General features: G+C 71.5%; 21 protein-coding genes. 9 read left to right on the forward strand and 12 right to left on the reverse strand.

The features are described 5' to 3' along the window. A complete protein-coding gene (gene efeU, locus HNR57_RS05460) occupies positions 1-834 on the forward strand; it encodes an iron uptake transporter permease EfeU (protein WP_184556946.1) in 834 nt (277 codons plus the stop codon). Positions 835-1,174: 340 nt separating this feature from the next. Continuing rightward, the gene (locus HNR57_RS05465) at positions 1,175-2,167 is read left to right on the forward strand and encodes an SCO2278 family lipoprotein (protein ID WP_184556949.1); all 993 of its coding nucleotides are present in this window, start codon (positions 1,175-1,177) and stop codon (positions 2,165-2,167) included. Positions 2,168-2,187: 20 nt separating this feature from the next. Here HNR57_RS05465 and HNR57_RS05470 read toward each other — a convergent pair whose 3' ends face one another. Continuing rightward, positions 2,188-2,928 carry a bifunctional DNA primase/polymerase gene (locus HNR57_RS05470; protein ID WP_184556952.1) on the reverse strand — a complete coding sequence of 247 codons (741 nt, stop codon included), beginning with the start codon at positions 2,926-2,928 and terminating at the stop codon, positions 2,188-2,190. A 209-nt stretch (positions 2,929-3,137) separates the two neighbouring features. On the opposite strand from HNR57_RS05470, the gene HNR57_RS05475 reads away from it, so the two are divergent. After that, positions 3,138-3,995, forward strand: coding sequence for a glycerophosphodiester phosphodiesterase (locus HNR57_RS05475; RefSeq protein ID WP_184556956.1), 858 nt, complete (start codon positions 3,138-3,140; stop codon positions 3,993-3,995). Here HNR57_RS05475 and HNR57_RS05480 read toward each other — a convergent pair. Next, entirely contained in the window at positions 3,974-4,615 is a 642-nt protein-coding gene (locus HNR57_RS05480; RefSeq protein WP_184556959.1) for a TetR/AcrR family transcriptional regulator, read from the reverse strand. The two genes, HNR57_RS05475 and HNR57_RS05480, sit on opposite strands and share 22 nt — an antisense overlap. 107 nt (positions 4,616-4,722) lie before the next feature. Here HNR57_RS05480 and HNR57_RS05485 point away from each other — a divergent pair, with 107 nt between their 5' ends. After that, positions 4,723-4,932: a DUF6243 family protein gene (locus tag HNR57_RS05485; RefSeq protein ID WP_184556962.1), complete on the forward strand. Its 210-nt coding sequence runs from the start codon at positions 4,723-4,725 to the stop codon at positions 4,930-4,932. Positions 4,933-5,064: 132 nt separating this feature from the next. Then, positions 5,065-6,417 (forward strand): S28 family serine protease, encoded by a 1,353-nt coding sequence (locus HNR57_RS05490; protein ID WP_184556965.1) that lies wholly within the window; start codon positions 5,065-5,067, stop codon positions 6,415-6,417. Here the strand turns inward: HNR57_RS05490 and HNR57_RS05495 are convergent. From HNR57_RS05495 to HNR57_RS05520, 6 genes are all read right to left on the reverse strand, one after another. Next, positions 6,384-6,737, reverse strand: a complete 354-nt coding sequence (locus HNR57_RS05495) for a hypothetical protein (RefSeq protein ID WP_184556968.1) — start codon at positions 6,735-6,737, stop codon at positions 6,384-6,386. The genes HNR57_RS05490 and HNR57_RS05495 overlap by 34 nt on opposite strands. A gap of 76 nt (positions 6,738-6,813) precedes the next feature. Further along, positions 6,814-7,797, reverse strand: a complete 984-nt coding sequence (locus HNR57_RS05500) for a small ribosomal subunit Rsm22 family protein (protein WP_184556971.1) — start codon at positions 7,795-7,797, stop codon at positions 6,814-6,816. A 56-nt stretch (positions 7,798-7,853) separates the two neighbouring features. Next, positions 7,854-12,068: a caspase family protein gene (locus tag HNR57_RS05505; RefSeq protein ID WP_246554308.1), complete on the reverse strand. Its 4,215-nt coding sequence runs from the start codon at positions 12,066-12,068 to the stop codon at positions 7,854-7,856. Continuing rightward, positions 12,065-12,913 (reverse strand): lipase family protein, encoded by an 849-nt coding sequence (locus tag HNR57_RS05510; protein WP_313672951.1) that lies wholly within the window; start codon positions 12,911-12,913, stop codon positions 12,065-12,067. Before HNR57_RS05510 ends, HNR57_RS05505 begins: the two co-directional genes overlap by 4 nt. 67 nt (positions 12,914-12,980) lie before the next feature. Continuing rightward, positions 12,981-14,165 (reverse strand): serine hydrolase domain-containing protein, encoded by a 1,185-nt coding sequence (locus HNR57_RS05515; RefSeq protein WP_184556992.1) that lies wholly within the window; start codon positions 14,163-14,165, stop codon positions 12,981-12,983. Continuing rightward, positions 14,108-15,436 (reverse strand): multidrug effflux MFS transporter, encoded by a 1,329-nt coding sequence (locus tag HNR57_RS05520; protein WP_184556995.1) that lies wholly within the window; start codon positions 15,434-15,436, stop codon positions 14,108-14,110. Before HNR57_RS05520 ends, HNR57_RS05515 begins: the two co-directional genes overlap by 58 nt. Positions 15,437-15,522: 86 nt before the next feature. On the opposite strand from HNR57_RS05520, the gene HNR57_RS05525 reads away from it, so the two are divergent. Then, the gene (locus HNR57_RS05525; protein ID WP_184556997.1) at positions 15,523-16,545 is read left to right on the forward strand and encodes a Gfo/Idh/MocA family protein; all 1,023 of its coding nucleotides are present in this window, start codon (positions 15,523-15,525) and stop codon (positions 16,543-16,545) included. A gap of 50 nt (positions 16,546-16,595) precedes the next feature. Next, complete coding sequence (locus HNR57_RS05530) at positions 16,596-17,354, forward strand: SDR family oxidoreductase (RefSeq protein WP_184557000.1); 759 nt, start codon at positions 16,596-16,598, stop codon at positions 17,352-17,354. 243 nt (positions 17,355-17,597) lie between these two features. Here HNR57_RS05530 and HNR57_RS05535 read toward each other — a convergent pair whose 3' ends face one another. Both HNR57_RS05535 and HNR57_RS05540 read right to left on the reverse strand, forming a co-directional pair. Then, positions 17,598-17,798, reverse strand: a complete 201-nt coding sequence (locus HNR57_RS05535) for a hypothetical protein (protein WP_376772174.1) — start codon at positions 17,796-17,798, stop codon at positions 17,598-17,600. Between the two features lie 102 nt (positions 17,799-17,900). Continuing rightward, positions 17,901-18,227: a nuclear transport factor 2 family protein gene (locus HNR57_RS05540; protein ID WP_184557002.1), complete on the reverse strand. Its 327-nt coding sequence runs from the start codon at positions 18,225-18,227 to the stop codon at positions 17,901-17,903. 174 nt (positions 18,228-18,401) lie between these two features. Between HNR57_RS05540 and HNR57_RS05545 the strand changes: the two genes are divergently transcribed. Together HNR57_RS05545 and HNR57_RS05550 are read left to right on the forward strand one after the other, a co-directional pair. Next, positions 18,402-18,959: a DoxX family protein gene (locus HNR57_RS05545; protein WP_184557005.1), complete on the forward strand. Its 558-nt coding sequence runs from the start codon at positions 18,402-18,404 to the stop codon at positions 18,957-18,959. A gap of 55 nt (positions 18,960-19,014) precedes the next feature. After that, entirely contained in the window at positions 19,015-19,380 is a 366-nt protein-coding gene (locus HNR57_RS05550; RefSeq protein ID WP_184557007.1) for a MazG-like family protein, read from the forward strand. A gap of 109 nt (positions 19,381-19,489) precedes the next feature. On the opposite strand, the gene HNR57_RS05555 is transcribed toward HNR57_RS05550, so the two are convergent. Together HNR57_RS05555 and HNR57_RS05560 are read right to left on the reverse strand one after the other, a co-directional pair. After that, positions 19,490-20,272: an Rv1363c family protein gene (locus tag HNR57_RS05555; protein WP_184557011.1), complete on the reverse strand. Its 783-nt coding sequence runs from the start codon at positions 20,270-20,272 to the stop codon at positions 19,490-19,492. 48 nt (positions 20,273-20,320) lie between these two features. After that, the gene (locus HNR57_RS05560) at positions 20,321-20,785 is read right to left on the reverse strand and encodes an Rv1363c family protein (RefSeq protein ID WP_184557014.1); all 465 of its coding nucleotides are present in this window, start codon (positions 20,783-20,785) and stop codon (positions 20,321-20,323) included. Positions 20,786-20,804 lie beyond the last annotated feature (19 nt).

The raw sequence follows: 20,804 nt of genomic DNA on the forward strand, positions 1-20,804 counted from the left end.
ATGTTCTCCAACTACCTGATCGGTCTGCGCGAGGGCCTGGAGGCGAGCCTGGTCGTCTGCATCCTCATCGCCTACCTGGTCAAGACGGACCGCAGGGACGCCCTGAAGCCGATCTGGGCCGGCATAGCCGTCGCGATCGCCCTCGCCTTCGGCTTCGGCTGCGCCCTCGAATTCGGCTCCCAGGAGCTGACGTTCCAGGCGCAGGAGGCGCTCGGCGGCTCGCTGTCGATCCTCGCGGTCGGTTTGGTGACGTGGATGGTGTTCTGGATGCGCCGCACCGCCCGGCACCTCAAGTCGGAGCTGCACGGCAGGCTGGACGCGGCGCTGGCGATGGGCACGGGCGCGCTGGTCGCGACGGCCTTCCTCGCGGTGGGCCGGGAGGGCCTGGAAACGGCCCTGTTCGTCTGGGCCTCGGTCCACGCGGCGAGCGACGGCACGCCGCGTCCCCTGGCCGGCGTCGCCCTGGGCCTCCTGACGGCGGTCCTCCTCGGCTGGCTGTTCTACCGGGGCGCGCTGCGCATCAACCTTGCCAAGTTCTTCACGTACACCGGCGGGATGCTGGTGGTCGTCGCGGCCGGGGTACTGGCGTACGGCTTCCACGACCTCCAGGAGGCCGACTTCCTGCCCGGCCTCACCGACAAGGCCTTCGACATCTCCGGCACGATCCCCCCGGACAGCTGGTACGGCACGCTCCTCAAGGGCGTCCTCAACTTCCAGCCCGACCCCACCACACTCCAAGTCACGGTCTGGCTCCTGTACTTGATCCCGACCCTGACCCTGTTCCTGGCCCCGGCCCGGACCCCAGCGAAGGCGCCGGTACGCGACGGGGCGTGAAGCCGAGGCCGAGTGGGTCAGCAGCCCGGCGCAGCGGGGGCGCAAGCCACAACGTGCCCGCACCCGCGTACGGCGAGAAGGGGCCGTGTCGGGGGGTGTCCGCCCGCAGCGGTTGGCGCGTCAACGCCAGTCAGTCGGTATGAAGGCCCATCGCGCCGTTCCGAGGACGGACACCCCCCGGCGCGGCCCCGACCCACCCCCAACGCCAAGGCGCAGGCACGCACCCCCACCCGGCGTCAGCCGAAGAGAACGCGCACCCCCACCCCCACCCCACCCCCGCCCAACCGCCGGAGGCACCCGGTAGGGTTCGCCTCCGGAAAGGGGAAGGTGAAGGTACCCGATGAGCAGGGATCGCGACCCTCGAACGCTCCGCAGGCCCGCCCGGAGCGCCCTCATAGCAGCCTCGGCGACCGCTTTGTCGCTGTCGGCCAGTGGATGCGTCGTCGTGCACGGCGAACGTGAGATCCTCCCGTCCACGACCCGCGCCGAAGCCGCCAAGGCCCTCCAGGAGTTCACGGCCGCGTACAACGAGGCCGACAAGGCCTACGACGGCACCCTGGACGCCGACCACACCACCGGCGCCCTCGCCGACATCGACTCGGCCCGTCTGAAGGCCGGGAAGGCGAACAACCCGGACGGCAACCCGCGCCACACCCCGCTGAAGCTGACGGACGCGACGTTCACGATCCCCAAGAAGGCCGGCTGGCCCCGCTGGTTCGTCGCCGACGCGGCCGGCAACAAGGGCGGCACCGCCCGCTGGCTGCTGGTGTTCACCCGCAGCAGCCTGGACGACCCGTTCCAGGTGGCGTACCTGACGCTCGTCGCCCCGGGAAAGGTCCCGCAGTTCAAGAAGGACGCCGACGGCTGGGCCGAGCCCGTCCCCGTGGACTCCACCGACCTGGCCACGGTCCCCGGCGACCTGAGCCGGACGTACACGACGTACCTGAAGAGCGGCGGAGAGACCTTCGCGGACGGCCCCCACACCAGCCAGTGGCGTGCCCTGCGGCAGAAGAACTCCAAGAAGCCGGGCATGGTCACCCAGTACATCGACGAGCCGCTGACGAACGGCGACTACGCGCCCCTGGCGCTGCGCACGGCGGACGGCGGGGCACTGGTGTTCTTCACCACGCGCCACTTCGAGAAGCAGACCGCCTACGCGGGCACGTCCGTCCCCACTCCCAACAAGGACGTCCTCGCCCTGACGAAGGGCGAGATCAAGCAGTCCCTCACCATGGAGTTCGTCTCCAACGAGGTGGCGCTGGCCCCCCAGGGCCAGGGCAGGGTGACGATCCTGGGCAGGATCCAGGGCCTGACGTCGGCGGAGGGCTCGTAGAACAGGCAGGCCTTCAGGCCTCAGTGCCGTAGGGGCCAGCCCGCCCCGGCGGCATGGTCCGCGTCCTCCCCGACATAGCGCGCGCAGACTTCCGTGAGCACCTCCAGCAGGCTCAGCGGATCCGGCAGCGCGTGCTCCGGCCCCCGCACCCACCGCACGGCCTGCTCCTCACCGGGCAGCCGTGCCGGCGGTACGAGGACGTAGGAGCCCCGGCAGTGCCAGCGCAGCCCGGGGTGCTCGTCCGCCGTCTCGGGGTGGCAGTCCAGTTCGCACGGCCACCACTCGTCCTCGTCCTCGGGGGTACCACGGGTGAGCGTGAAGAAGAGGAGGCGGCCGTCGTCGCTCTCGGCGACCGGCCCGACCTCGACACCGGCGGCGAGCAGCCGCTCCAACGCGTCGCGACCGGCATCGAGGGGCACGTCGAGGACGTCGTGCACCATGCCGGTCGCGGTGATGAAGTTGGCCTGCGGCTGATGGCGGGCCCAGCGCTCGATCTGGGCGCGGTCGGTGGTCGACTGCGTCTGCCAGGCGAAGGACACCGGATGCCGGGCGGGGGTGGGGCAGCCGACCCGGTCGCAGGAGCAGCGGTACCCGGCCGCCGGGTGGGCCGCGGGCGCCAGGGGCAGTCCCGCGCCGGCTGCGGCGAGCAGCAGGGCCTCACGGCCGCCGTCCCCGGCGGTCTCCTTCGGCCGGCGCCCGGCGCGCAGCCACTGGGTGAGTTTGCCCTGCAGGCCGGTCCGGCCGCCGAACTCCGCGCTCATCTATCCCCTCGCCTCGCCGTCGTGCGGAACAGCATGCCTCATGGTCCCATCTTCCCGCGCACCGGGGGGCCAGTGCCCACCATCCAGGACAGGAAGGGCGCAACGTGCAGCGGGTGTCCGAAGGGAGGAGAAACGGCGAAGGCCGCTTCACACCATGATCGGGTGTCATTTGCCGCTTTGCCAGGATATGGCGCCCTACCGTGGTCGCCATGGTCACATGGATCGCGCTGACGGGTCTGGCCTCCGCGGCTTCCGTGGTCTCACTGGCCCTCACGGGCCCCGGCGGCCGCACCCCGGCCCCGCTGGAGTGGGGCGCGGGTCCGCTGACCGTGGCGGCTCTGCCCCGGATCACGTACGTCGCGCACCGCGGCGGCGCCCGCGAGGTCCCCGAGAACAGCATGGCGGGGCTGACGACCGCCTACGAGCGCGGGACGGCGCAGGTGCTGGACTTCGACACGCGGCTGCTGCGCGACGGCACCCCCGTGGTGTTCCACGACGAGACCCTGAACCGCACCACCTACCTGGGCGGCGCGGTGCACGGCCTGAACGCCCGGGAGTGGCGGGGCGTACGGCTGCGCCCGAAGGACCGGCTCCCCGGGAGCTGGCGGTCGGAGCGGCCACCGACGGTCGCCGAGGTGCTGGATCGTTTCGGCGGGCGGATCGTGCTGATGCTGGAGGCGAAGGACCCGCGGAGCCTGGATCGGCTGGCCGCGCTGATCCGGGCCCGCGGTCTGACCCGCTCGGTGTTCGTGAACTCCAACGACCCCGAGGTGGCCCGGCGCGTCCACCGCCTCGGGCTGCTCGCGCAGTTGTGGCGCTCGGCGCAGCAGCTGCGCACGGACCGGCCGGAGCGCTGGCGGTCGTTCGTGGATCTGCTGGACGTGGACCACAGGGCGCGCGACGCGGATCTGGTGCGGGCCGTGAACTCGGGGATCGCCCGGGTGTGGGCGCACACGGTGGTGACGGACGCGCAGCGGGACCGGGTGCTGGCGCTGGGCTGCGGCGGCGTGATCACGGACGCGCCGGGGCGCCTGGCCCGGGCCGCTCAGCGCGGGGCCAGGCCGTGAAGGGCGTAGTCGACGAGGGTGTCGGTGTACTCGTAGGAGATCGGGCCGGTGTGCTGGAGCCAGCGCTGGGCGAGCGGGGAGATGAAGAACTCCAGGGCGATGCGCGGGTCGATGTCGGGCCGCACCTGGCCGGCTTCCTGCGCGGCCCGCAGCCGGCCGATGTAGAGGTCCAGTGACGGCTGCATCAGCTTGGCCACCAGCTCGCGCCCGAGCTGCTCGTTGACGACGCCCTCGGCGGCCAGCGCGCGGGAGGGCGCTTCGAACCTCGGGTCGCGCAGTTCGTCGACGGTGGCCCGCAGGACGGCCTTGAGGTCGGCGGCGATGTCACCGGTGTCCGGGAAGGTGTACGGCTCCGGCCCGGCCTCCGGCGCGGACCGCTCGGCCAGGTCGAGGAACGCCTCCATCAGGACGTCCGCCTTGGACGACCACCAGCGGTAGATCGTCTGCTTGCCGACACCGGCGCGGGCGGCGATGCCCTCGATGGTGGTCTTCGGGTAGCCGGCCTCGACGACGAGCGCGAGGGCGGCGTCGTAGATGGCGCGGCGGGACTTCTCACTGCGCCGGGTGGAGTCGGGGGCGGACTTGCCGGCGGCGGGCGGGGCGGATTTCTGGGCGGCCATGGGTCGAATTTATCAGTTGACAAGACGGAGCGTCTCGCTGACAGTGGAGCGGTACGCACGAGACGAACCGTCTCGTCGCGGAATGGGAATCGGAGAAGGAGCCCGAGATGACCCGAGGTGGAGCCGGAAACATGCTGGGTGTCGGCGGATCGCGCAGGAACCTCGGCCGTGAGGCGCTGCGCGGCGGCGGCCGGGGCGGCCGGATCGGCGGCGGTCTCGACCCGCAGGCACAGAAGCGCGAACTGCTGCGCAAGCTCCAGGAGCAGCGACAGCAGCGGGAGGGACAGGAGGAGGGCACGGCCGGCGAGGTGTCGTGAGCCTCCCCCGCGCGAGGGAGAGCGGACCCCCGCGCGCGGGATCCTCCCGGGACGTCCGGCGGATGTACTGAGGCGGTCGCGGCCCGCGACCGGCGCACACCCGCCGCACGGACACCCGGGAGGACTCGGCTCATGACCGCATGGACCGGACGACGGCTGCTCGCTTCGGCGGCCATGGCCGTCCCGGCGGCGGGCCTGTCCGCGCGGGCGGCGGCAGCCTCGGCCCGCCCCGGGGACGCCGACGTGGCCGACGCCCTGCGGGCCCTGCCCGGACTGCGCCTGATCGAGGAGCGGCAGGACGCAGAACCGGGGTACCGGCACTTCGTCCTGGGCCTGCGCCAGCCGGTCGACCACACGAACCCGGCCGCAGGCACCTTCGAGCAGCGCCTCACCCTGCTCCACACCGCCGCCGACCGCCCCACCGTGCTGTTCGGCACGGGCTACCACGCGGTCCTCACCGCACGGCGGACCGAACCGGCGGTCCTGCTCGGCGCCAACCAACTCCAGGTGGAACACCGCTACTTCGGCACCTCACGCCCCGCGGACCCCGGCTACGCCCACCTCACGATCCGCCAGGCCGCCGACGACCACCACCGCGTCGTCCGGCTCTTCCGCCGGCTCTACCCCGGCGCGTGGATCTCCACCGGCGGCAGCAAGGGCGGCATGGCGAGCGTCTACCACCGCCGTTTCCATCCCCACGACGTGAACGGCACGTTGGTCTACTCGGCCCCGAACAATGTCGACGACCGCGACGACTCCGCGTATCTCCGCTTCCTGGAGTCGGTCGGCACCCCCGGCGCCCGGGAGGCCCTGAAGGCGGCCCAGCGGGCGATCCTGCTGCGCCGGACCGGGCTGGCCGCCCGCTACGAGGCCTGGGCGGCCGGCCGCGGCGACACCTTCCGGCTCGTAGGCGGCGCCGACAAGGCCCTCGAAATCGCCGTCCTGCGCGTGCCGTTCATGTTCTGGCAGCGCGGCACACCCGCCGACGTCGCCGCGATCCCCGGCCCCGGGGCGACGGACGGGGAGCTGTACACCTGGCTGGACGCCACGACGGGCCTGGCGCTGTACGCCGACACGACCGCCCGGAACTACATCCCGTACTGGTACCAGATCGGCACCCAGCTGGGGTACGGCAGCCTCCCCACCGCCCACCTGGCGGATCTGCTCCGCCACCCGGGCGCCGCCGAGCCGCGCAGTTTCGTCCCCCGGGACGTCCCCCTGCGCTTCGACCGGGCCGCCATGCCCGACATCGACCGCTGGGTCCGGCGGCGCGGCAGCCGGCTGCTGTTCGTCTACGGCACCCGGGACCCGTCCGTGGCCGAGCACTTCCGCCCCGGGGGTCCCGACTCACGGGTGCTGTGGGTGCAGGGCGGGAATCACGGGGCCGACCTCGCGGACCTGTCCCCCGCCGACCGGACGGCGGCGGAGGACACGCTGGTCCGCTGGGCGGGTCAGGAGTACTTCACGCACACGTTGGGCACGTAGCCCACCGTGCCGCGGTAGTTGACCTTGCGCCAGTAGTGGTAGCTGTCGATCCCGCAGGTGTTCTTGTACGAGCCGCCGTCGACGCCCTTGATGTCGCAGCCCTTGGTGCCCTTGTACCAGAGGCGCAGGCTGGTGGACCGGGTGCTGGCCGACTTGCGGACGTGAACGGTCGACAGGGCCGTCAGGCTCTTGCACTGCGCCGTCGCCGCGACGGTGGCCATGTCGTCGCTCTTGACCGACGCCGTGCCGGAGGCGCTCGGCACGAGCCCGGTCAGGGCCAGGGCCGCCACCGCCAGCGGGGCGATCAGCAGTTTCTTCAAGGTTCCTCCCGTTTCAGTGGTACGCGTTGCGCACGCCCGAGGGCGCGAGTTGATCTTATGCGTACCTGACAGAAGCTCAGGAGGGCGGCCAGGCGTCTCCCCAGTCGGCGTCCCGTGCGGCCTTGTACAGGTCGCCGTGGCGCTTGGTGACGGTGGCGCGGCGCAGGGACGGTTCGCTCTCGCACAGGTCGAGGAGGACCTGGCCCTTGCGGATCTGGGGGCGCCGTACGACCCGGTTGGCAGCCGGTTCGACGGGGAAGCGGGCGGCGGCGACGTAGGCGAACTTCTCGTCCTCGTACGCGAGGGAGCCGCCCTTGACCTGGCGGTGCAGGGAGGAGCGGCTGACCCGGGCGGAGAAGTGGCACCAGTCCGTGCCGGGGGCGATGGGGCAGGCGGCGCTGTGCGGGCACGGGGCGGCGATCCGGAAGCCTGCGGTGATCAGGCGGTCCCGGGCCTCGATGAGGCGGGCGTAACCGTCGGGGGTGCCGGGTTCGACGATCACGACGGCCTGCGCGGCGGCCGCGGCGGCGTCGACGAGGGCGGTGCGGTCGGCGGCGGTCAGCTCGTTGAGGACGTAGGAGACGGTGACGAGGTCCGTGCTGTCGAGGGTGAGCGCCGCTCCGATCCGGGAGCGCTGCCAGCGTACGTCCCGCAGCTCCGGGCTGGCCGCGGCGATCTCCCGCCCGAGGGCCAGCGCGGGCTCGGCCCAGTCGAGCACGGTGACGGGCCGCTTCCCGCCCCAGACCGCGTTCACGGCCCAGGCCGCGGCGCCCGTGCCCCCACCGAGGTCGGTGTGCGCGCCCGGCACCCACGCGGGCACGGCGTCCGCGAACGCCTCCAGCGCGGCGCGTACGGCTTCGAAGGTCGCGGGCATCCGGTAGGCGGCGTACGCGGCGACGTCGGCCCGGTCCCGGAGGATGGGAGCGTCGGTCGGGGTGGCCCCCCGGTAACTGGCGATCAGCCGCTCGACCGCCTGCGAGGCCTGCCGGGGCGGCAGCCCGTCGAGCAGACCGGCGAGAGCGGCACGGAGATTTTCGGCCGGGGGTGCGGGGGCGTTCACCCGGCGATTCTACGAGGCGGCACCGCAGAGGGCGGCGCCCACGAGGAAGGCACCACTCATGACAGGGAGCCTTGCGGTTCGAGGAGCACGACCTCATGGCCCGTGGCGACGACGAGCTCACCCGCAGGACCGAATGACAGGCTCCCGACGGCATACGGGAAGACCCAGGTGTCCTGTGCGGATCCCGTGCGGGCATCCAGTACCTCGACTGTGTTGTCGTGCGCAACGGCCACGACCAGAGTGCCCTGAAGGCAGCCCAGAGCCACCCCGCGCACCTCCCCCGGCTCAGTACGGACCAGGCTGAGCTGCGCACCGGAGGAGAGGTCCCACAGTCGCACCTCGCCGTCCACGTGCCCGCTGACGGCGAGGGACGTCCCTTGAACAGTTGCCGTGCTCAGCGACTGGACAGGTGTCATGGGAGCACGGGCGAGAAGCCGCTCTTTTCCTGTCCCCGGGTCCCACGCCCGGATCTCGCCCATGACGTCCGTGGTGAACCGTGCGTCCGTCGTGGGACCTGTGACGAATAGGGCAATCTGTCTGCCGTCCAGCCACGTGCTCGCCAGCGGATGGCCGCTCAGGACAGCCAGTTCGGCGCCCGTTCCCAGGTCGACTACGGCCGCCCGCCCTATCCCGGCCTCGACGAACACCAGGCGCCGCCCCTCGAGCTCCATGCATCCGATGACGCGGGTGTTCATGTTCCCGCTGTCCCAGGATCCCAGCTCGGTACCGGTGCACGGATCCCACACGTGGACGACTTCGTCGGCCCGGCCACGCGTGATCACCCAGGGCTCGCCGGCCGTCTCGGCGCATTGCGCCATGCGGCCCCTGATCACAGGTGCGCCGAAGGAAGCTTCGACCTCCCCCGTCTTGACGTTCCATACGGTTGCGCTGCCGTCGATGGCCCCCGTCACCAGCACCGACCGGCCGCCGTGCGTCGCCCAGGCCATGGACCAGACGATCGCCCGGTGCCCGCCTGGATCGCTGCTCTCCATCGTCGCGTCCAGGTCCCACACGCGCACTTCCTGGTCAAGACCGGCCGCCACTACCACGGGATCACCGGCCACCTCGGTACAGGCGACCGAGTACACGATGTTGGTGTGGCCTCCGAGGTGGCGCGGTTCGCCGGGGCCCTCGGGGTTCCAGACCATCACCGGTCCTTCGCCACTGCCTGCGACGATGACGGGGGCACCGGCGGCGCCCGACGTGGCGACACTCACACAGTGCGTTCCCTCGGCCGTCTTCCGGTGCTGACCCGAGCCGGTCAGGTCCCACAGATGAAGGGCATGGCCGTCCGTGACGGCGAACTGCTTCCCGTCGACATCAGTGCACGCCACGTCGGTCACCCAGCCCCCGTGCCAGAACGCGTCCCTCTCGGTGCCGGACTCCAGGTCCCACACCTTGACCCACTCGTCCCTGCCTCCCGACACGGCGACGGGCACACCGCCCGCAAAGGTGCAAGCGATGCCCTGCACGAACCCGGAATGCGCCGCCAGGACATATCGCAGGGCCAGTGAGTTCAGGTCCCAGACGCGTATGGTGCCGTCAGCGCCCCCGGTGAGTACCACCGGTTCTCCCTGCACTTCGGTGAACGCGACAGCAGTGACCGAACTGTTGTGCCCTCCGCGCACTCCGTGCCCCCTCAGCTCTGCCTGCTGCTCACCTGTCTTGAGGTCCCACACCCGCGCTGTGCCGTCCCGGCTGCCGGTGACGGCCAGGGGCGTGCCCTTGACGATCGCGCAGGCCACCGCGTCGATGTCCGCTTGGTGCCTGATCAAGGTGCGCAGCTCGGTGTTGGTCGTCAGGTCCCAGATACGCATGGTGTGGTCCCTGCTTCCCGTGACCGCGACCGGCACGCCGTTCACGATCGTGCACGCCACAGCGAAGACCCAATCGGTGTGCCCGATGAGCGTGGCGCGCAAGGCCGTGCTCGTCTGCGTCCCCGAGGCCCATCGCGGCTTCCAGTGGTGTCCGGCGGCGAGTTCCCGGGACAGGGTCGGGTCCAGATGCCGCATGGCGTCCACCGCCAGGACCATGCCTCGTTCGGCAGGTTCCAGTTCCGCGTGCATTCCGGCCGAGGCCCGGTAGATGGTTCTTACGGCTCGGCCCCTCGACGTCGTCACCTTGTGCAGCGCGTGTAGCAGGAGGTTCGGCTCCGACAGCGTCAAATACCCGCGGTCTTCGAGGAGTTCGTCGACCCGTCCGATGTACGCCGCATGGACGGCCAGGTACCGCAGGGCGTAGGGATGAGCCCGACTCCAGTCGCGCTGTCCGTCGATCCTGCGCGGTGCCCCACCCACGAGTACGTCGAGGAACGCCTGCTGCACGGCGGCGTCGTCGCAGCCTCGTTTCAGATGCTCGGCGAGCGCCATGTGGTACAGCCGGTAGACCGAGCGTCCCTCTTCGGCCGCCTCCACGACGTATGAACCGGCGTTGCGCTTGAGCCACAGCAGGTCGTCGTTGGTGTAAGTCTCACCAGCGATGCGGGAGGCGAGGGGAGCCCAGATGTCCTCCCAAGGAAGCCCCTGCCCCTCGGCGTAGGCGAGCGGCCTGAGCAAGTCCCTGGCCCGGGCGGCGTCGTCGCCGAGACGTGTGTCCAGGTCACGGGCCATGGCCGCGTCCGCGGTGCGTGGGAGCTCGGTGCGCCATGCCTGGTCGGCCGGGTCGGCGACCGAGGGCTGGGCGGCGAGCGTACCGGAGACGATACGGGCCACGAGGAAGGACGGGTCGGCGGCCTCGGCGACCGCCTGTGCCACCTCTGCGGAGAGCCGGGGAGAGACGTTCAGGTACGGGCTCTCCGGGCGGGAGTCCAGCAATCCGCGCAGGGCATAGGAGGCGATGGCCCGGGAGTCGCGATGATCAGGGTCGTCGAGGTCCACCACCGGGATGTCGGGCGGCAGATGACGCAACAGGTGCCGACGGGTGCCGAGCAGCAGCCGGACACGTCCCCGGCCATGTTCGAGAAGCGGCCGGACGAGCCGGGTGACCAGGGCGTCGGGGGTCGCGGCCTCGTCAAGGGCGTCGATGATCACGGTGAGCGGGCGGTCCCGCTTGGACAGGGCCTCAACGAGATCGCCGGGGACGCCGACGGGCGCGCGGACGGCGGCGGACAGCCCGCGCAGCACATCGTCGTTGGTCAAGGCCTGGGCGTAGATAGCGACGTCGACCGAGCCGACGGCCGGCACCTGGTCCGGCCGTAGACCGAGCAGGTGGACGGGGACTGTGTTGCGGTGTTCGGAGTGGGCGAGGGCGGCTGTGAGACCGAGGACCGCTGTCTTTCCGGAGCCAGGTCCCGCGGTCACCACGAGCGCCGCGTGGCCCGGGGTCAGGGGCGCCAGCCAGGCAGTGATACGCGCCATCACCTCGTGTCGTCCAGCGAACCACCACTGCTCACGGTCACCGAAGTAGGCCATGGCCCGGACCAGCAGGCGGCGCGCGAACTCCGTGTCCCTTCGCCGGGCCTGGGCGTCCCATTCGGCCGCATGCTGGATGGCGAGATCCACTTCGCGGGGTGCGGCGCGTCGGCGCGGGTTGGGGAAGAAGCCGGGGATGTCGCCGGTCAGTCTGGCCGCGTCCCATTCGATGCGCTGGGTCGGCGGCTTGGACGGGTTGGCATTCATATGGGCGATGAGAGCACCCAGGTCCAGAGTGGGTGGCTTTTCCCCCGCGATGGTCCGACTCTCGATCGCGGCCACGAGGAGATCGGGAAATGCGCCCTCCCATGCCTGCTGGGCGGGCTGGGCAGACGCGATCACTGCGATGCCGGACGGATCGTCGTCGATGCTGCGCCGCAGACTCTCAAGGGCCGCGGAAATCGCATCGCTGCCACCCTGACCTGCATAGCAGGTGTCGAGGATAAGCAACACCTGAGTGAGCTGGGTGTCGTCGGTGAGCGCCGCCGCGATCTGTGCCGTCGGCAGGGCCAGTTTGGGTTTGGCCAGGTCGGCGTCGGCGGGGAAGAACATGTGTCTGCGCGGTGTGGAGCCGATCAGCTGGCCGTGTCCGGCCAGATACACGGCCACGATGTCCTCGGGACGCCGATCGGGGTCGGTGGCGAAGCGGTCGAGATGCTGGAGCAGCGCGTTCCGGTCGGGATCGAGTCCCAGGTCGCTGACGTGCGTGTAGCCGAGCCTCTGAGTGAACAGATCGATGATCTTCTGCCGTGCGTCCACCAGCCCCGGCCGGTTTCCCTCCGGCGAGCGCTGATGGTGTGCGACCGCCGTCGCAATGAGGAAGCGTCGAGGCTGCGCATCCTGCCGGCCTGCCCCGGTCATCGCAGTGCCGCCGAGAGGGCCTGCCCGGTCTCCGCTTTGCCCAGATAGTGGGTGGCGTCATGAGCGTGGGAGCCGTTGGGGACCAACCGGCACACGACGCGCTCTCCAAAACGGGGGCGCAGATCCTTGGCCAGCGCCACGACGTCACCGGCATCGGCGATGTTGGTCCAGCCCAGCAGGTCGCTGCCGGGCCACGCTCCTCTGGCGTCTACGGGCGCGGGGTCCAGCCTGTCGAAGATCAGATTGCGAATGCCCAGGGGGGAGCCGAGCGTGATCAGTTCCCGTACCGCGTGCCCCGGTAATGCGCACAGCGCTTCGTACGCCACAACGGACCCCAGGGAATGCGCCACCACAGCCACGGTGTCCGGACCGACCAGTGTGTGCACCCTCGTACGTGCCGCAGCTCGCAGAAGGGGATCGCCGAGGTAGCGGCGAACCTGTTTGAGGTCGGACACCAGCGCTCGTTCCGCCAGTCCGGCGAAGAACCTGGACTGCGACAGGGCGATCAGGGCGACCTGCACCGACGACGGCAACCCACCCAGGGTGCCCTCGGCCGTGGGAGGCATGATCTGCGGTTCCACGGCGGCGGCTTCAGCCCACCAGGCCCGCAGGAGGTCGGTCTCCCATCCGGATGCCACGTCCGCGGCGGACAGGAAGGGCTCAGTGGTGCCCAGGGTGCGGCCCGGCGGGAGGAAGAGATCACCGTAGAAGGCCATGGCCACGTCGCCGGGCTCCAGTGCCCTCGGCGCACCGGCCCGTGTGAGACCGTCCTGCAGAGCCGGGATCCACTCCTTGAGCAGTTGCTCCTCGCCCGACTGCTGCTGCCCGACACCGTGAACACACACAACCCGCGCCATAGGCCCCCCTGTGCTCTGCCTTGAAGCAACCCTATAGATCCGATCGGCCGCGCTGTCACATCCCCCGCACCGCCCGCGCCACCCGGGACGCCGCTGCCGCTCTCGGGGCGCTGTCGGGGTGGCGGCGGCGTGGGTGGACCGCGTTGGTGAGGAGGATCAGGAACGTGTCCGTGGCCGGGTCGAGGACGAGGGACGTGCCCGTGAAGCCCGTGTGGCCCGCCGCGCCGCGGCCCGCCAGGTCGCCCATGAACCAGGGCTGGTCGAGGGAGAAGCCGAGGCCGGGCGGGGTGAAGAGGAGCTCGACGAAGTCGGGGCCGAGGATGCGGGCGGGGCCGTAGGAGCCGCCGGCGAGCAGGGTGCGGCAGAACACCGCGAGGTCGCGGCCGGTGGAGAACAGGCCCGCGTGGCCGGCCACGCCCCCGAGGGCCCAGGCGTTCTCGTCGTGGACCTCGCCCCGCAGCATCCCCCGGTCCGCCTTGGCCCACGGCCGCCGCTGGTCCTCCGTCGCCGCGGCGCCCGGGCAGGGCCCGAAGTCCGTCGCCGTCATGCCCAGCGGCCGGGTGATGCCGTCGTGGACGAGGACGTCGAGGGTGCGGCCGGTGACGCGCTCCAGGACGTACTGGAGGAGGAGCATGTTGAGGTCGGAGTAGCGGTACGTGCCCGGCACGCCGACCGGCGGCTCCGCGCGCAGCGCCGCCAGCCGCTGCGCGTCGTCGGCACAGTCGTACAGCGGGAGTTCGGGCCGCAGCCCGGAGGTGTGGGTGAGCAGCTGCCGCACGGTGATGCCGTGCCGGGCGGCCGCCGTGAAGTCCGGCAGGTACGCCCCGACCTTGGCGTCGATGCCGAGCGTGCCGCGCTCGATCTGCTGCACGGCGACCACGGACGTGAACAGTTTGGTCAGGGACGCCAGGTCGAAGGGCGTGCCGACGGTCATCGGGACCCGGTCCTCGGGGGGCAGCTCCACCCCCACGTCGGCCTCGGGGTCGTAGGCCGCGTAGCGCACGGCCCAGCCCGCGGCCTCCTCCACCGCGATCACCGGGCCGCGTCCGACGACCAGGACCGCGCCCGGTGCCCAGGGGCGCTGCCCCGTGGTCAGGACGTGGACCTCCCGCACGAGGTGACGCAGCTCCGCGCGGTCGAGTCCGGCCCGTTCCGGCGTGCCGTCGCGCAGTCTGGGTGCGCTCAGCTGACTGCTCCCTCCACGCTCGGGCGGCTGCTCTCCTTCTTCCAGGGTCGGCACATTCCCATGAAGCAGGCAAGTGCCACCAGTGCGGCGGCCAGTTGGACGACGGCCATCGGGAGGGCGGTGTCCTCCCCGGCGACGCCGACGAGCGGGGAGGCGATCGCGCCGATGAGGAAGGAGGACGTGCCGAGCAGGGCGGACGCCGATCCGGCGGCGTGCCTGGTGCGCATCAGGGCGAGCGCCTGGGTGTTGGGCAGGGTGATGCCCATCGCGGACATCAGCACGAACAGCGCGGCGGCGACGGGCACGAGACCGACCTCGCCGAGGACGCCCAGGGACATCAGCAGCAGCGCGGTCGCGGCGGTGATGACGATCGCGAGGCCGATGCCCAGCACCCGGTCGAGACTGACCCGGCCGACCAGGATCTTGCCGTTGATCTGGCCGACGACGACCAGCCCGACCGAGTTGAGGCCGAACAGCAGACTGAACGTCTGCGGGGAGGCGCCGTAGATCTCCTGGATGACGAACGGGGACGCCGAGATGTAGGCGAACAGGGAGGCGAAGGCGAAGCCGCCGGCGAGGGTGTAGCCGGCGAAGGAGCGGTCGGCGAGGAGGCCGCGCATGGAGCGCAGGGCCTCGCCGACGCCGCCGCTGTGCCGCTCGGCGGGCGCCAGGGTCTCGGGCAGCCGCGCCCAGACCAGGACCCCGATCAGCACGCCGATGACCGTGAGGACGGCGAACACGCCCCGCCAGTCCGTGACGCGCAGGACCTGCCCGCCGATCAGCGGCGCCACGATCGGGGCGACGCCGGAGATCAGCATGAGGGTGGAGAAGAACCGGGCCATGGCCATGCCGTCGTAGAGGTCGCGGACGACGGCCCGGGCGATCACTATGGCGGCGGCGCCCGCGAGGCCCTGGGCCAGCCGGAAGGCCACCAGCAGCTCGACGGTGGGGGCGAGCGCGCACAGCACGGTGGCGACGACGAAGACGGCGAGCCCGGCGAGCAGCGGACGGCGCCGCCCCCACCGGTCGCTCATCGGCCCCACCACGAGCTGCCCGAGTGCCATGCCGGCCAGGCAGGCGGTGAGGGTGAGCTGGACGGTCGCGGCGGGCGCGTGCAGGGAACGGGTGACCTCCGGCAGGGACGGGAGGTACATGTCCATCGCCAGCGGCGGCACGGCGGTCAGGCTTCCGAGGAGGAAGGTGACCAGGAGCCCGGTGCGGCGGTGCGTTGTGCGGTCGGGCCGGTCCGTCCCGGCTGCGGCCTCCTGCGCGGTGTCCGATGCCTCCTGCGCGGTCTTCGGTATGGACGCCCCACCCTCGGGCATGAGTCCCTCCCTCTGCGTGTCGATCGCCACCTATGCTCTCAGCTCGTACGCAGTGCTCGGGGTCACGAGGTGGAGGCGGGGCGGCAATGACGGCGGACACGGTGCGGTGGGGCATCCTGGCGACCGGCGGGATAGCGGGCGCTTTCACCGCGGATCTGATCGACCTGCCGGACGCGGAGGTCGTGGCGGTGGCGTCGCGGTCCCAGGCGTCGGCGAGGACGTTCGCGGAGCGGTTCGGGATCCCCCGGGCCTACGGCGACTGGAACGCCCTCGCGCAGGACGAGGACATCGATGTCGTCTACGTCGCCACCCCGCACACGGCGCACCGGACCGCCGCCGGGCTGTGTCTCACGGCCGGGCGGCACGTGCTGTGCGAGAAGCCCTTCACGCTGAACGTGCGCGAGGCGGAGGAACTCGTCGTGCTGGCGCGGGAGCACGGGCGCTTCCTGATGGAAGCGATGTGGATGTACTGCAACCCGCTGGTACGCCGCCTCAAGGCGCTCGTCGACGACGGGGTGATCGGCGAGGTGCGCAGCGTCCAGGCCGACTTCGGGCTGGCCGGGCCGTTCCCGCCCTCGCACCGGCTGCGCAACCCGGAGCTGGGCGGCGGCGCGCTGCTCGATCTGGGCGTCTATCCGGTGTCGTTCGCGCAGCTGCTGCTCGGGGAGCCGTCGGACGTCGCGGCGCGGGCGGTGCTCTCCGAGGAGGGCGTCGACCTCCAGACGGCGGCGGTGCTCTCCTTCGACAGCGGCGCGCTCGGTTCGGTGCACTGCTCCATCGTGGGCGGTACGGCGACCTCCGCGTCGGTCACCGGCTCCCAGGGCCGGATCGACATCCCGCACGGGTTCTTCTTCCCGGACCGTTTCGTCCTGCACCGGGACGGCCGCGACGCCGAGGAGTTCACCGCCGACCCGGCGGACGGCCCGCGCAACAGCATGCGCCACGAGGCGCTGGAGGTCATGCGGGCCGTGCGCGCCGGCGAGACGGAGTCCCCGCTGGTGCCGCTGGACGGCACGCTCGCCGTGATGCGGACCCTCGACGCGATCCGGAACCGCGTCGGCGTCCGCTACCCCGACGAGACGGGCGAGCCGGAACTCACGCTCGCCTGACGCCCTGATCCCGCCGGGGCCGCGGGAGTGCTCCCGTACGCTGCGGGCCCATGAATGCCAAGGACAATGCGATCGCGGTGGTGACCGGGGCGGGCTCCGGCATCGGCCGGGCGGTCGCCGTGGAACTGCTGCGCACGGGCTGGTCGGTGGCGCTGGCGGGCCGGCGCGTCGAGACGCTGGAGGAGACGGCGGCCCAGGCGCCCGGGGCCGCGTCTCTCACGGTACGGACGGACGTCTCACGCCCGGAGGACGTGAGCGCCCTGTTCGCCGCGACCGTCGAGCGCTTCGGCCGGGTCGACCTGCTGTTCAACAACGCCGGCACGTTCGGCCCCGGTGGCGTCCCGGTCGAGGAGCTGCCCTTCGAGGCCTGGCGGCACGTGGTGGACACCAACCTCAACGGGGCGTTCCTGTGCGCGCAGGCGGCGTTCCTGCAGATGAAGGAGCAGGAACCGCAGGGCGGCCGGATCATCAACAACGGCTCCATCTCCGCGCACACGCCCCGCCCGCTGTCGGTGGCCTACACGGCGACCAAGCACGCGCTGACGGGCCTGACGAAGTCCCTCTCCCTGGACGGGCGGCCGTACGGGATCGCCGTCGGCCAGATCGACATCGGCAACGCGGCCACCGACATGACGTCCCGTATGCGGACGGGAGCCCTGCAGGCGAACGGGGAAGTCGCCCCGGAACCGGTGATGGACGTAGCGGACGTGGCCCGCACGGTGCGGCACATGGCGGAGCTGCCGCTGGAGGCGAACGTGCAGTTCGCGACCGTACTGGCGACGGCGATGCCGTACGTCGGACGCGGCTGAGCCCGCGGCGGAATTCGTCAACTCGTCAACCTGCACAAACGGAATAGCAACGTCCGCCCCATTGCGGCCGGTAGGGGACATATGCTCAACTCTCCTACACCAAAGCTTCACAGTTGGAGCAGATCGCTTCCGTAAGCCACATCCCGGGGGAGGCGGCAGTCGTTCCACCGCACCGGGTGGGGGTGGATTCCGCGAGGGACCGCGGAGTACGCACCGGTGCGGGTGGAACGACTGCCGCACAGCTCAAGCATGTGGGCCGACGTGCACCGCGTCGTTCCCCGAGCGCAGGAAGACGCCCTGCCAGAGCTGGTCGACCGTGTACGTGGGCCCGGCCCGGATGCGGACGAGGCTGGAGCCCGCCGGGATGCCGGCGGGGTCGGCGGCGGTGACGGTGTGCCGGCCGCCGCGCGGGAACCGGTCGAGCAGCGTGTCGGCGAACAGCATTTTCAGCGTGGGCGCGGGCGGCAGCCGCCGGTGCGCACGGCAGGGGGCCGGCACCTGGCCGGTGAGACTGCCCCAAGGTCCCGCAAGGACCTGCGGGGGAGGTCAGGCCTGGCCGGTCTCGAAGCGCGTGATCCTGCCGTCCTCGTCCACGGTGAAGCTCCACCGGGTGCGCATCTCGCCCCAGGTGTCGTTGCTGTAGCGGGCGATGAGGGAACGGCCGCCGTTGGACTCGTTGTCGACCTCCATGTGACCGTGCGAGGAGAAGATCTCCCGGTCCACCCAGTCGACGAGGTCCCGGTCGGAACCGTCGTCCGTCATGGTCGCGCCCGGCGCGAGGAGCGCCATGAAGCTCTCGCGGTCGTGATGGTTCACGGCGGCCACGAAGGCCCGGACAGCCGGATCGCTCAGGCGCGTGGTCTGAATCGTCATGCGAGCCAGCCTCGTACCGGCCAACGCCGCCCGCCACCCGTGCCACCCGAACGGCCTCCCGGACGGGTCCGCCGGGTGTAGCGGGCTGTGAGTGGTGCGACGGTGGAAACGCGAAGGAGAGGAGAGCCCCTCTGTTCCTGCTGTCCGTTCCTGCTGTCTGCTCCGGGAGTCGACGTGAGGCGTAACGACCGACGTGATCTGGGCCTGCTGCTGCTCCGGCTGGGGACGGGCGGTGCGCTGGCGGCCCACGGCGCGCAGAAGCTGTTCGGCTGGTTCGGCGGGCACGGCATCCAGGGGACCGGCCAGTTCATGGAGTCCGTCGGCTACGTCCCCGGCAAGGCGAGCGCGACGGCGGCGGGCCTCGCGGAGACCGGCGGCGGCACGCTGCTGGCCCTGGGCCTGGCCACCCCGGCCGCGGGCGCGGCGGCGGCCGGTGCGATGGCGGGGGCGGCGGCGGTGCACGCCCCGAACGGCTTCTTCAACCAGGGCGGCGGCTACGAGTACGCGGCGACGCTGGGCCTCACGGCAGCGGGCCTGGCCATCACGGGCCCGGGCCGCCTCTCCGTCGACCACCTGCTCGGCCACGCGGTGAACCGCGGCTGGATGATTCCCGCGGCCTTCGCGGCGACGGCGGCGGGCACGGCGGTGGTGGTGGGGGCCAGGGCGAGGCGCCTGCGGCGGGCGAAGGAGGGGGAGCAGGAGGCGTTGTTCGAGGAGGAGTACCTGGAGTAGGGGGCGGAGGGCCGGGACCCGGCGTTGTCAGTCCCGCATGGCAGGCTGCGCCCCCATGAACGAACAGTCCCCCGCCCCTGAACTCTGGTCCACCATCGACGCCTTGTACGAGTGGCTCGACACCAACCGCCCGGTAGAGGGCCGCGAGGGCCTCCTCCTGCGCATCCTGAAACTCTCCGAGGAGGTCGGCGAGGTCTCGGAGGCGGTGATCGGGGCGACGGGGCAGAACCCGCGCAAGGGCGTCACGCACACGTGGGAGGACGTGGAGGCGGAGTTGTGTGATGTCGTCATCACGGCGCTGGTGGCGTTGCGGACCCTGACGCCGGAGGCGCGAGAGGTCTTGGCACGGCACCTGGAGCGGGTGACACGACGGTCCACGGCGCACTCGGCACAGGCGGACGTTCCGCGTCATTCGCTCTGATCACCGGGTAACGCACAAGAGCCCGTTCACCTTTCCCCGCCGGGTCACGCCGCGGTGAGGCGCGCGGCGTTCACTGAACCCGGCGCGGTGAGACCGCCGCCGCCTTCCTTCACAGCGCGTCCACCGCGCTCACCTTCCACTCGTCACCCGTACGGCTCATCGTCATCCGCACCCGGTTCTGGTCCACGCGGGACCCCGACACCTGAGTGCTCTCGGTGACCTGGTTGACGAAGAGCAGGACGACGACCTTGTCGGGGGAGGCCGAGACGACGGAGGCGGCCGGGGCGCCACCGGAGCCGGGGGCGGCGACCCTTGCCTTCACGACACCGTGGTACTTCTCGGCCGTCGGGGCGACCACGGTCTTCGTGGTCTTGCCGTACTCGTCGCGGAAGTCGCCGGTCAGGTGGGCGCGGGCCCTCGAGAAGTCCTTGTCCAGGTGGCGGTAGTCGTACGACAGGACGACCGGTGCCGCTGTGCGCGCGGCCGTGAGCGCCTCGGTCCGGGCGGTCTCCGTCAGGCGGCCGTCGCGGTACTGCCGTCCCAGGGCGGCCAGCGCGACCAGGCCGGCGACGAGCAGGACGGCCAGGAGCAAGGTGAGCAGCTTCCGTCGGTTGCCGGAGCCGGGCTCGCCGCGCTCCTGCGGCCCGTCCTGCCCGAACGACTCCGGCGACGGCTCCGGCGGGTCGTCCCAGCCGTGCTTCGGGGCCTCGATGAGGACGGTGCGTCCGGCGAGTGGCCGCTCGGCCCGGCGCGGGGACTCCTCGTGGGTGGCCGTCGCCGCGTCCGCTTCGCGGTGGCCGCGCTCCGCGCGCTTCGCCGCCGCGCGGGCGGCCGCCGTCATGGTGCGGCGGGTGCCGGGACCGGGGGCGCGGCCGGTGGTCGTCTTCGGCATGGTGGTACTCCTCGTCGGTGCTTGTCGGTCGGCGAATCGGCCCGTGAATCAGCCGACGAACTCGACGTCGGACGTCAGCCAGCGGCCGTCCTTGTGTACGAGGTCGAGCTGGAGCCGGTACGTGCGCGCCTCTCCCCCGGGCACGGCGGTGTTGGTCACCTTGCTGTCGGCGACCACCAGCACACGGGCCGAGTCCTCGTCGGAGCGGACGATGCCCGCCTCCAGGATCTGGCCTTCCGACACGGACTTGTTCTGGGCCACCAGCTTCGTCAACTGCTCCGTCTGGGCGGTGAACTGCTTCTTGAAGTCGCCCGTCGCGCCCGCCAGGACATTCGCGCTGTCGCGGTCGTAGTGCCGGTAGTCGAGGGAGGTGAAGTTCAGTGCCGACTGGCGGGCCGCGGCCAGGATGCCCTGGCGTCGTCGGTCCGCCTCGTTCTGTTCGTAGATTCCGAAGGTCAGCCAGAGCGCCAGCGCTGTGGTGATGACGGTCGCCGCGACGAGTCCCGCCGTCATCACTCGGGGTGGTACCTGC

This window comes from Streptomyces paradoxus, assembly GCF_014202475.1.
GTDB classification, from domain to species: domain Bacteria; phylum Actinomycetota; class Actinomycetes; order Streptomycetales; family Streptomycetaceae; genus Streptomyces; species Streptomyces paradoxus.

What these genes read in the sequence shown, in the direction of transcription:
- HNR57_RS05530 (WP_184557000.1), top strand. Translation starts at nt 16,596, where the DNA reads ATGAATGCCAAGGACAATGCGATCGCGGTGGTGACCGGGGCGGGCTCC.
- HNR57_RS05550 (WP_184557007.1), top strand. Translation starts at nt 19,015, where the DNA reads ATGAACGAACAGTCCCCCGCCCCTGAACTCTGGTCCACCATCGACGCC.
- HNR57_RS05485 (WP_184556962.1), top strand. Translation starts at nt 4,723, where the DNA reads ATGACCCGAGGTGGAGCCGGAAACATGCTGGGTGTCGGCGGATCGCGC.
- HNR57_RS05475 (WP_184556956.1), top strand. Translation starts at nt 3,138, where the DNA reads ATGGTCACATGGATCGCGCTGACGGGTCTGGCCTCCGCGGCTTCCGTG.
- HNR57_RS05505 (WP_246554308.1), bottom strand. Translation starts at nt 12,068, where the DNA reads ATGACCGGGGCAGGCCGGCAGGATGCGCAGCCTCGACGCTTCCTCATT.
- HNR57_RS05470 (WP_184556952.1), bottom strand. Translation starts at nt 2,928, where the DNA reads ATGAGCGCGGAGTTCGGCGGCCGGACCGGCCTGCAGGGCAAACTCACC.
- efeU (WP_184556946.1), top strand. Translation starts at nt 1, where the DNA reads ATGTTCTCCAACTACCTGATCGGTCTGCGCGAGGGCCTGGAGGCGAGC.
- HNR57_RS05535 (WP_376772174.1), bottom strand. Translation starts at nt 17,798, where the DNA reads ATGCTGTTCGCCGACACGCTGCTCGACCGGTTCCCGCGCGGCGGCCGG.
- HNR57_RS05540 (WP_184557002.1), bottom strand. Translation starts at nt 18,227, where the DNA reads ATGACGATTCAGACCACGCGCCTGAGCGATCCGGCTGTCCGGGCCTTC.
- HNR57_RS05560 (WP_184557014.1), bottom strand. Translation starts at nt 20,785, where the DNA reads ATGACGGCGGGACTCGTCGCGGCGACCGTCATCACCACAGCGCTGGCG.
- HNR57_RS05555 (WP_184557011.1), bottom strand. Translation starts at nt 20,272, where the DNA reads ATGCCGAAGACGACCACCGGCCGCGCCCCCGGTCCCGGCACCCGCCGC.
- HNR57_RS05465 (WP_184556949.1), top strand. Translation starts at nt 1,175, where the DNA reads ATGAGCAGGGATCGCGACCCTCGAACGCTCCGCAGGCCCGCCCGGAGC.
- HNR57_RS05480 (WP_184556959.1), bottom strand. Translation starts at nt 4,615, where the DNA reads ATGGCCGCCCAGAAATCCGCCCCGCCCGCCGCCGGCAAGTCCGCCCCC.
- HNR57_RS05525 (WP_184556997.1), top strand. Translation starts at nt 15,523, where the DNA reads ATGACGGCGGACACGGTGCGGTGGGGCATCCTGGCGACCGGCGGGATA.
- HNR57_RS05520 (WP_184556995.1), bottom strand. Translation starts at nt 15,436, where the DNA reads ATGCCCGAGGGTGGGGCGTCCATACCGAAGACCGCGCAGGAGGCATCG.
- HNR57_RS05490 (WP_184556965.1), top strand. Translation starts at nt 5,065, where the DNA reads ATGACCGCATGGACCGGACGACGGCTGCTCGCTTCGGCGGCCATGGCC.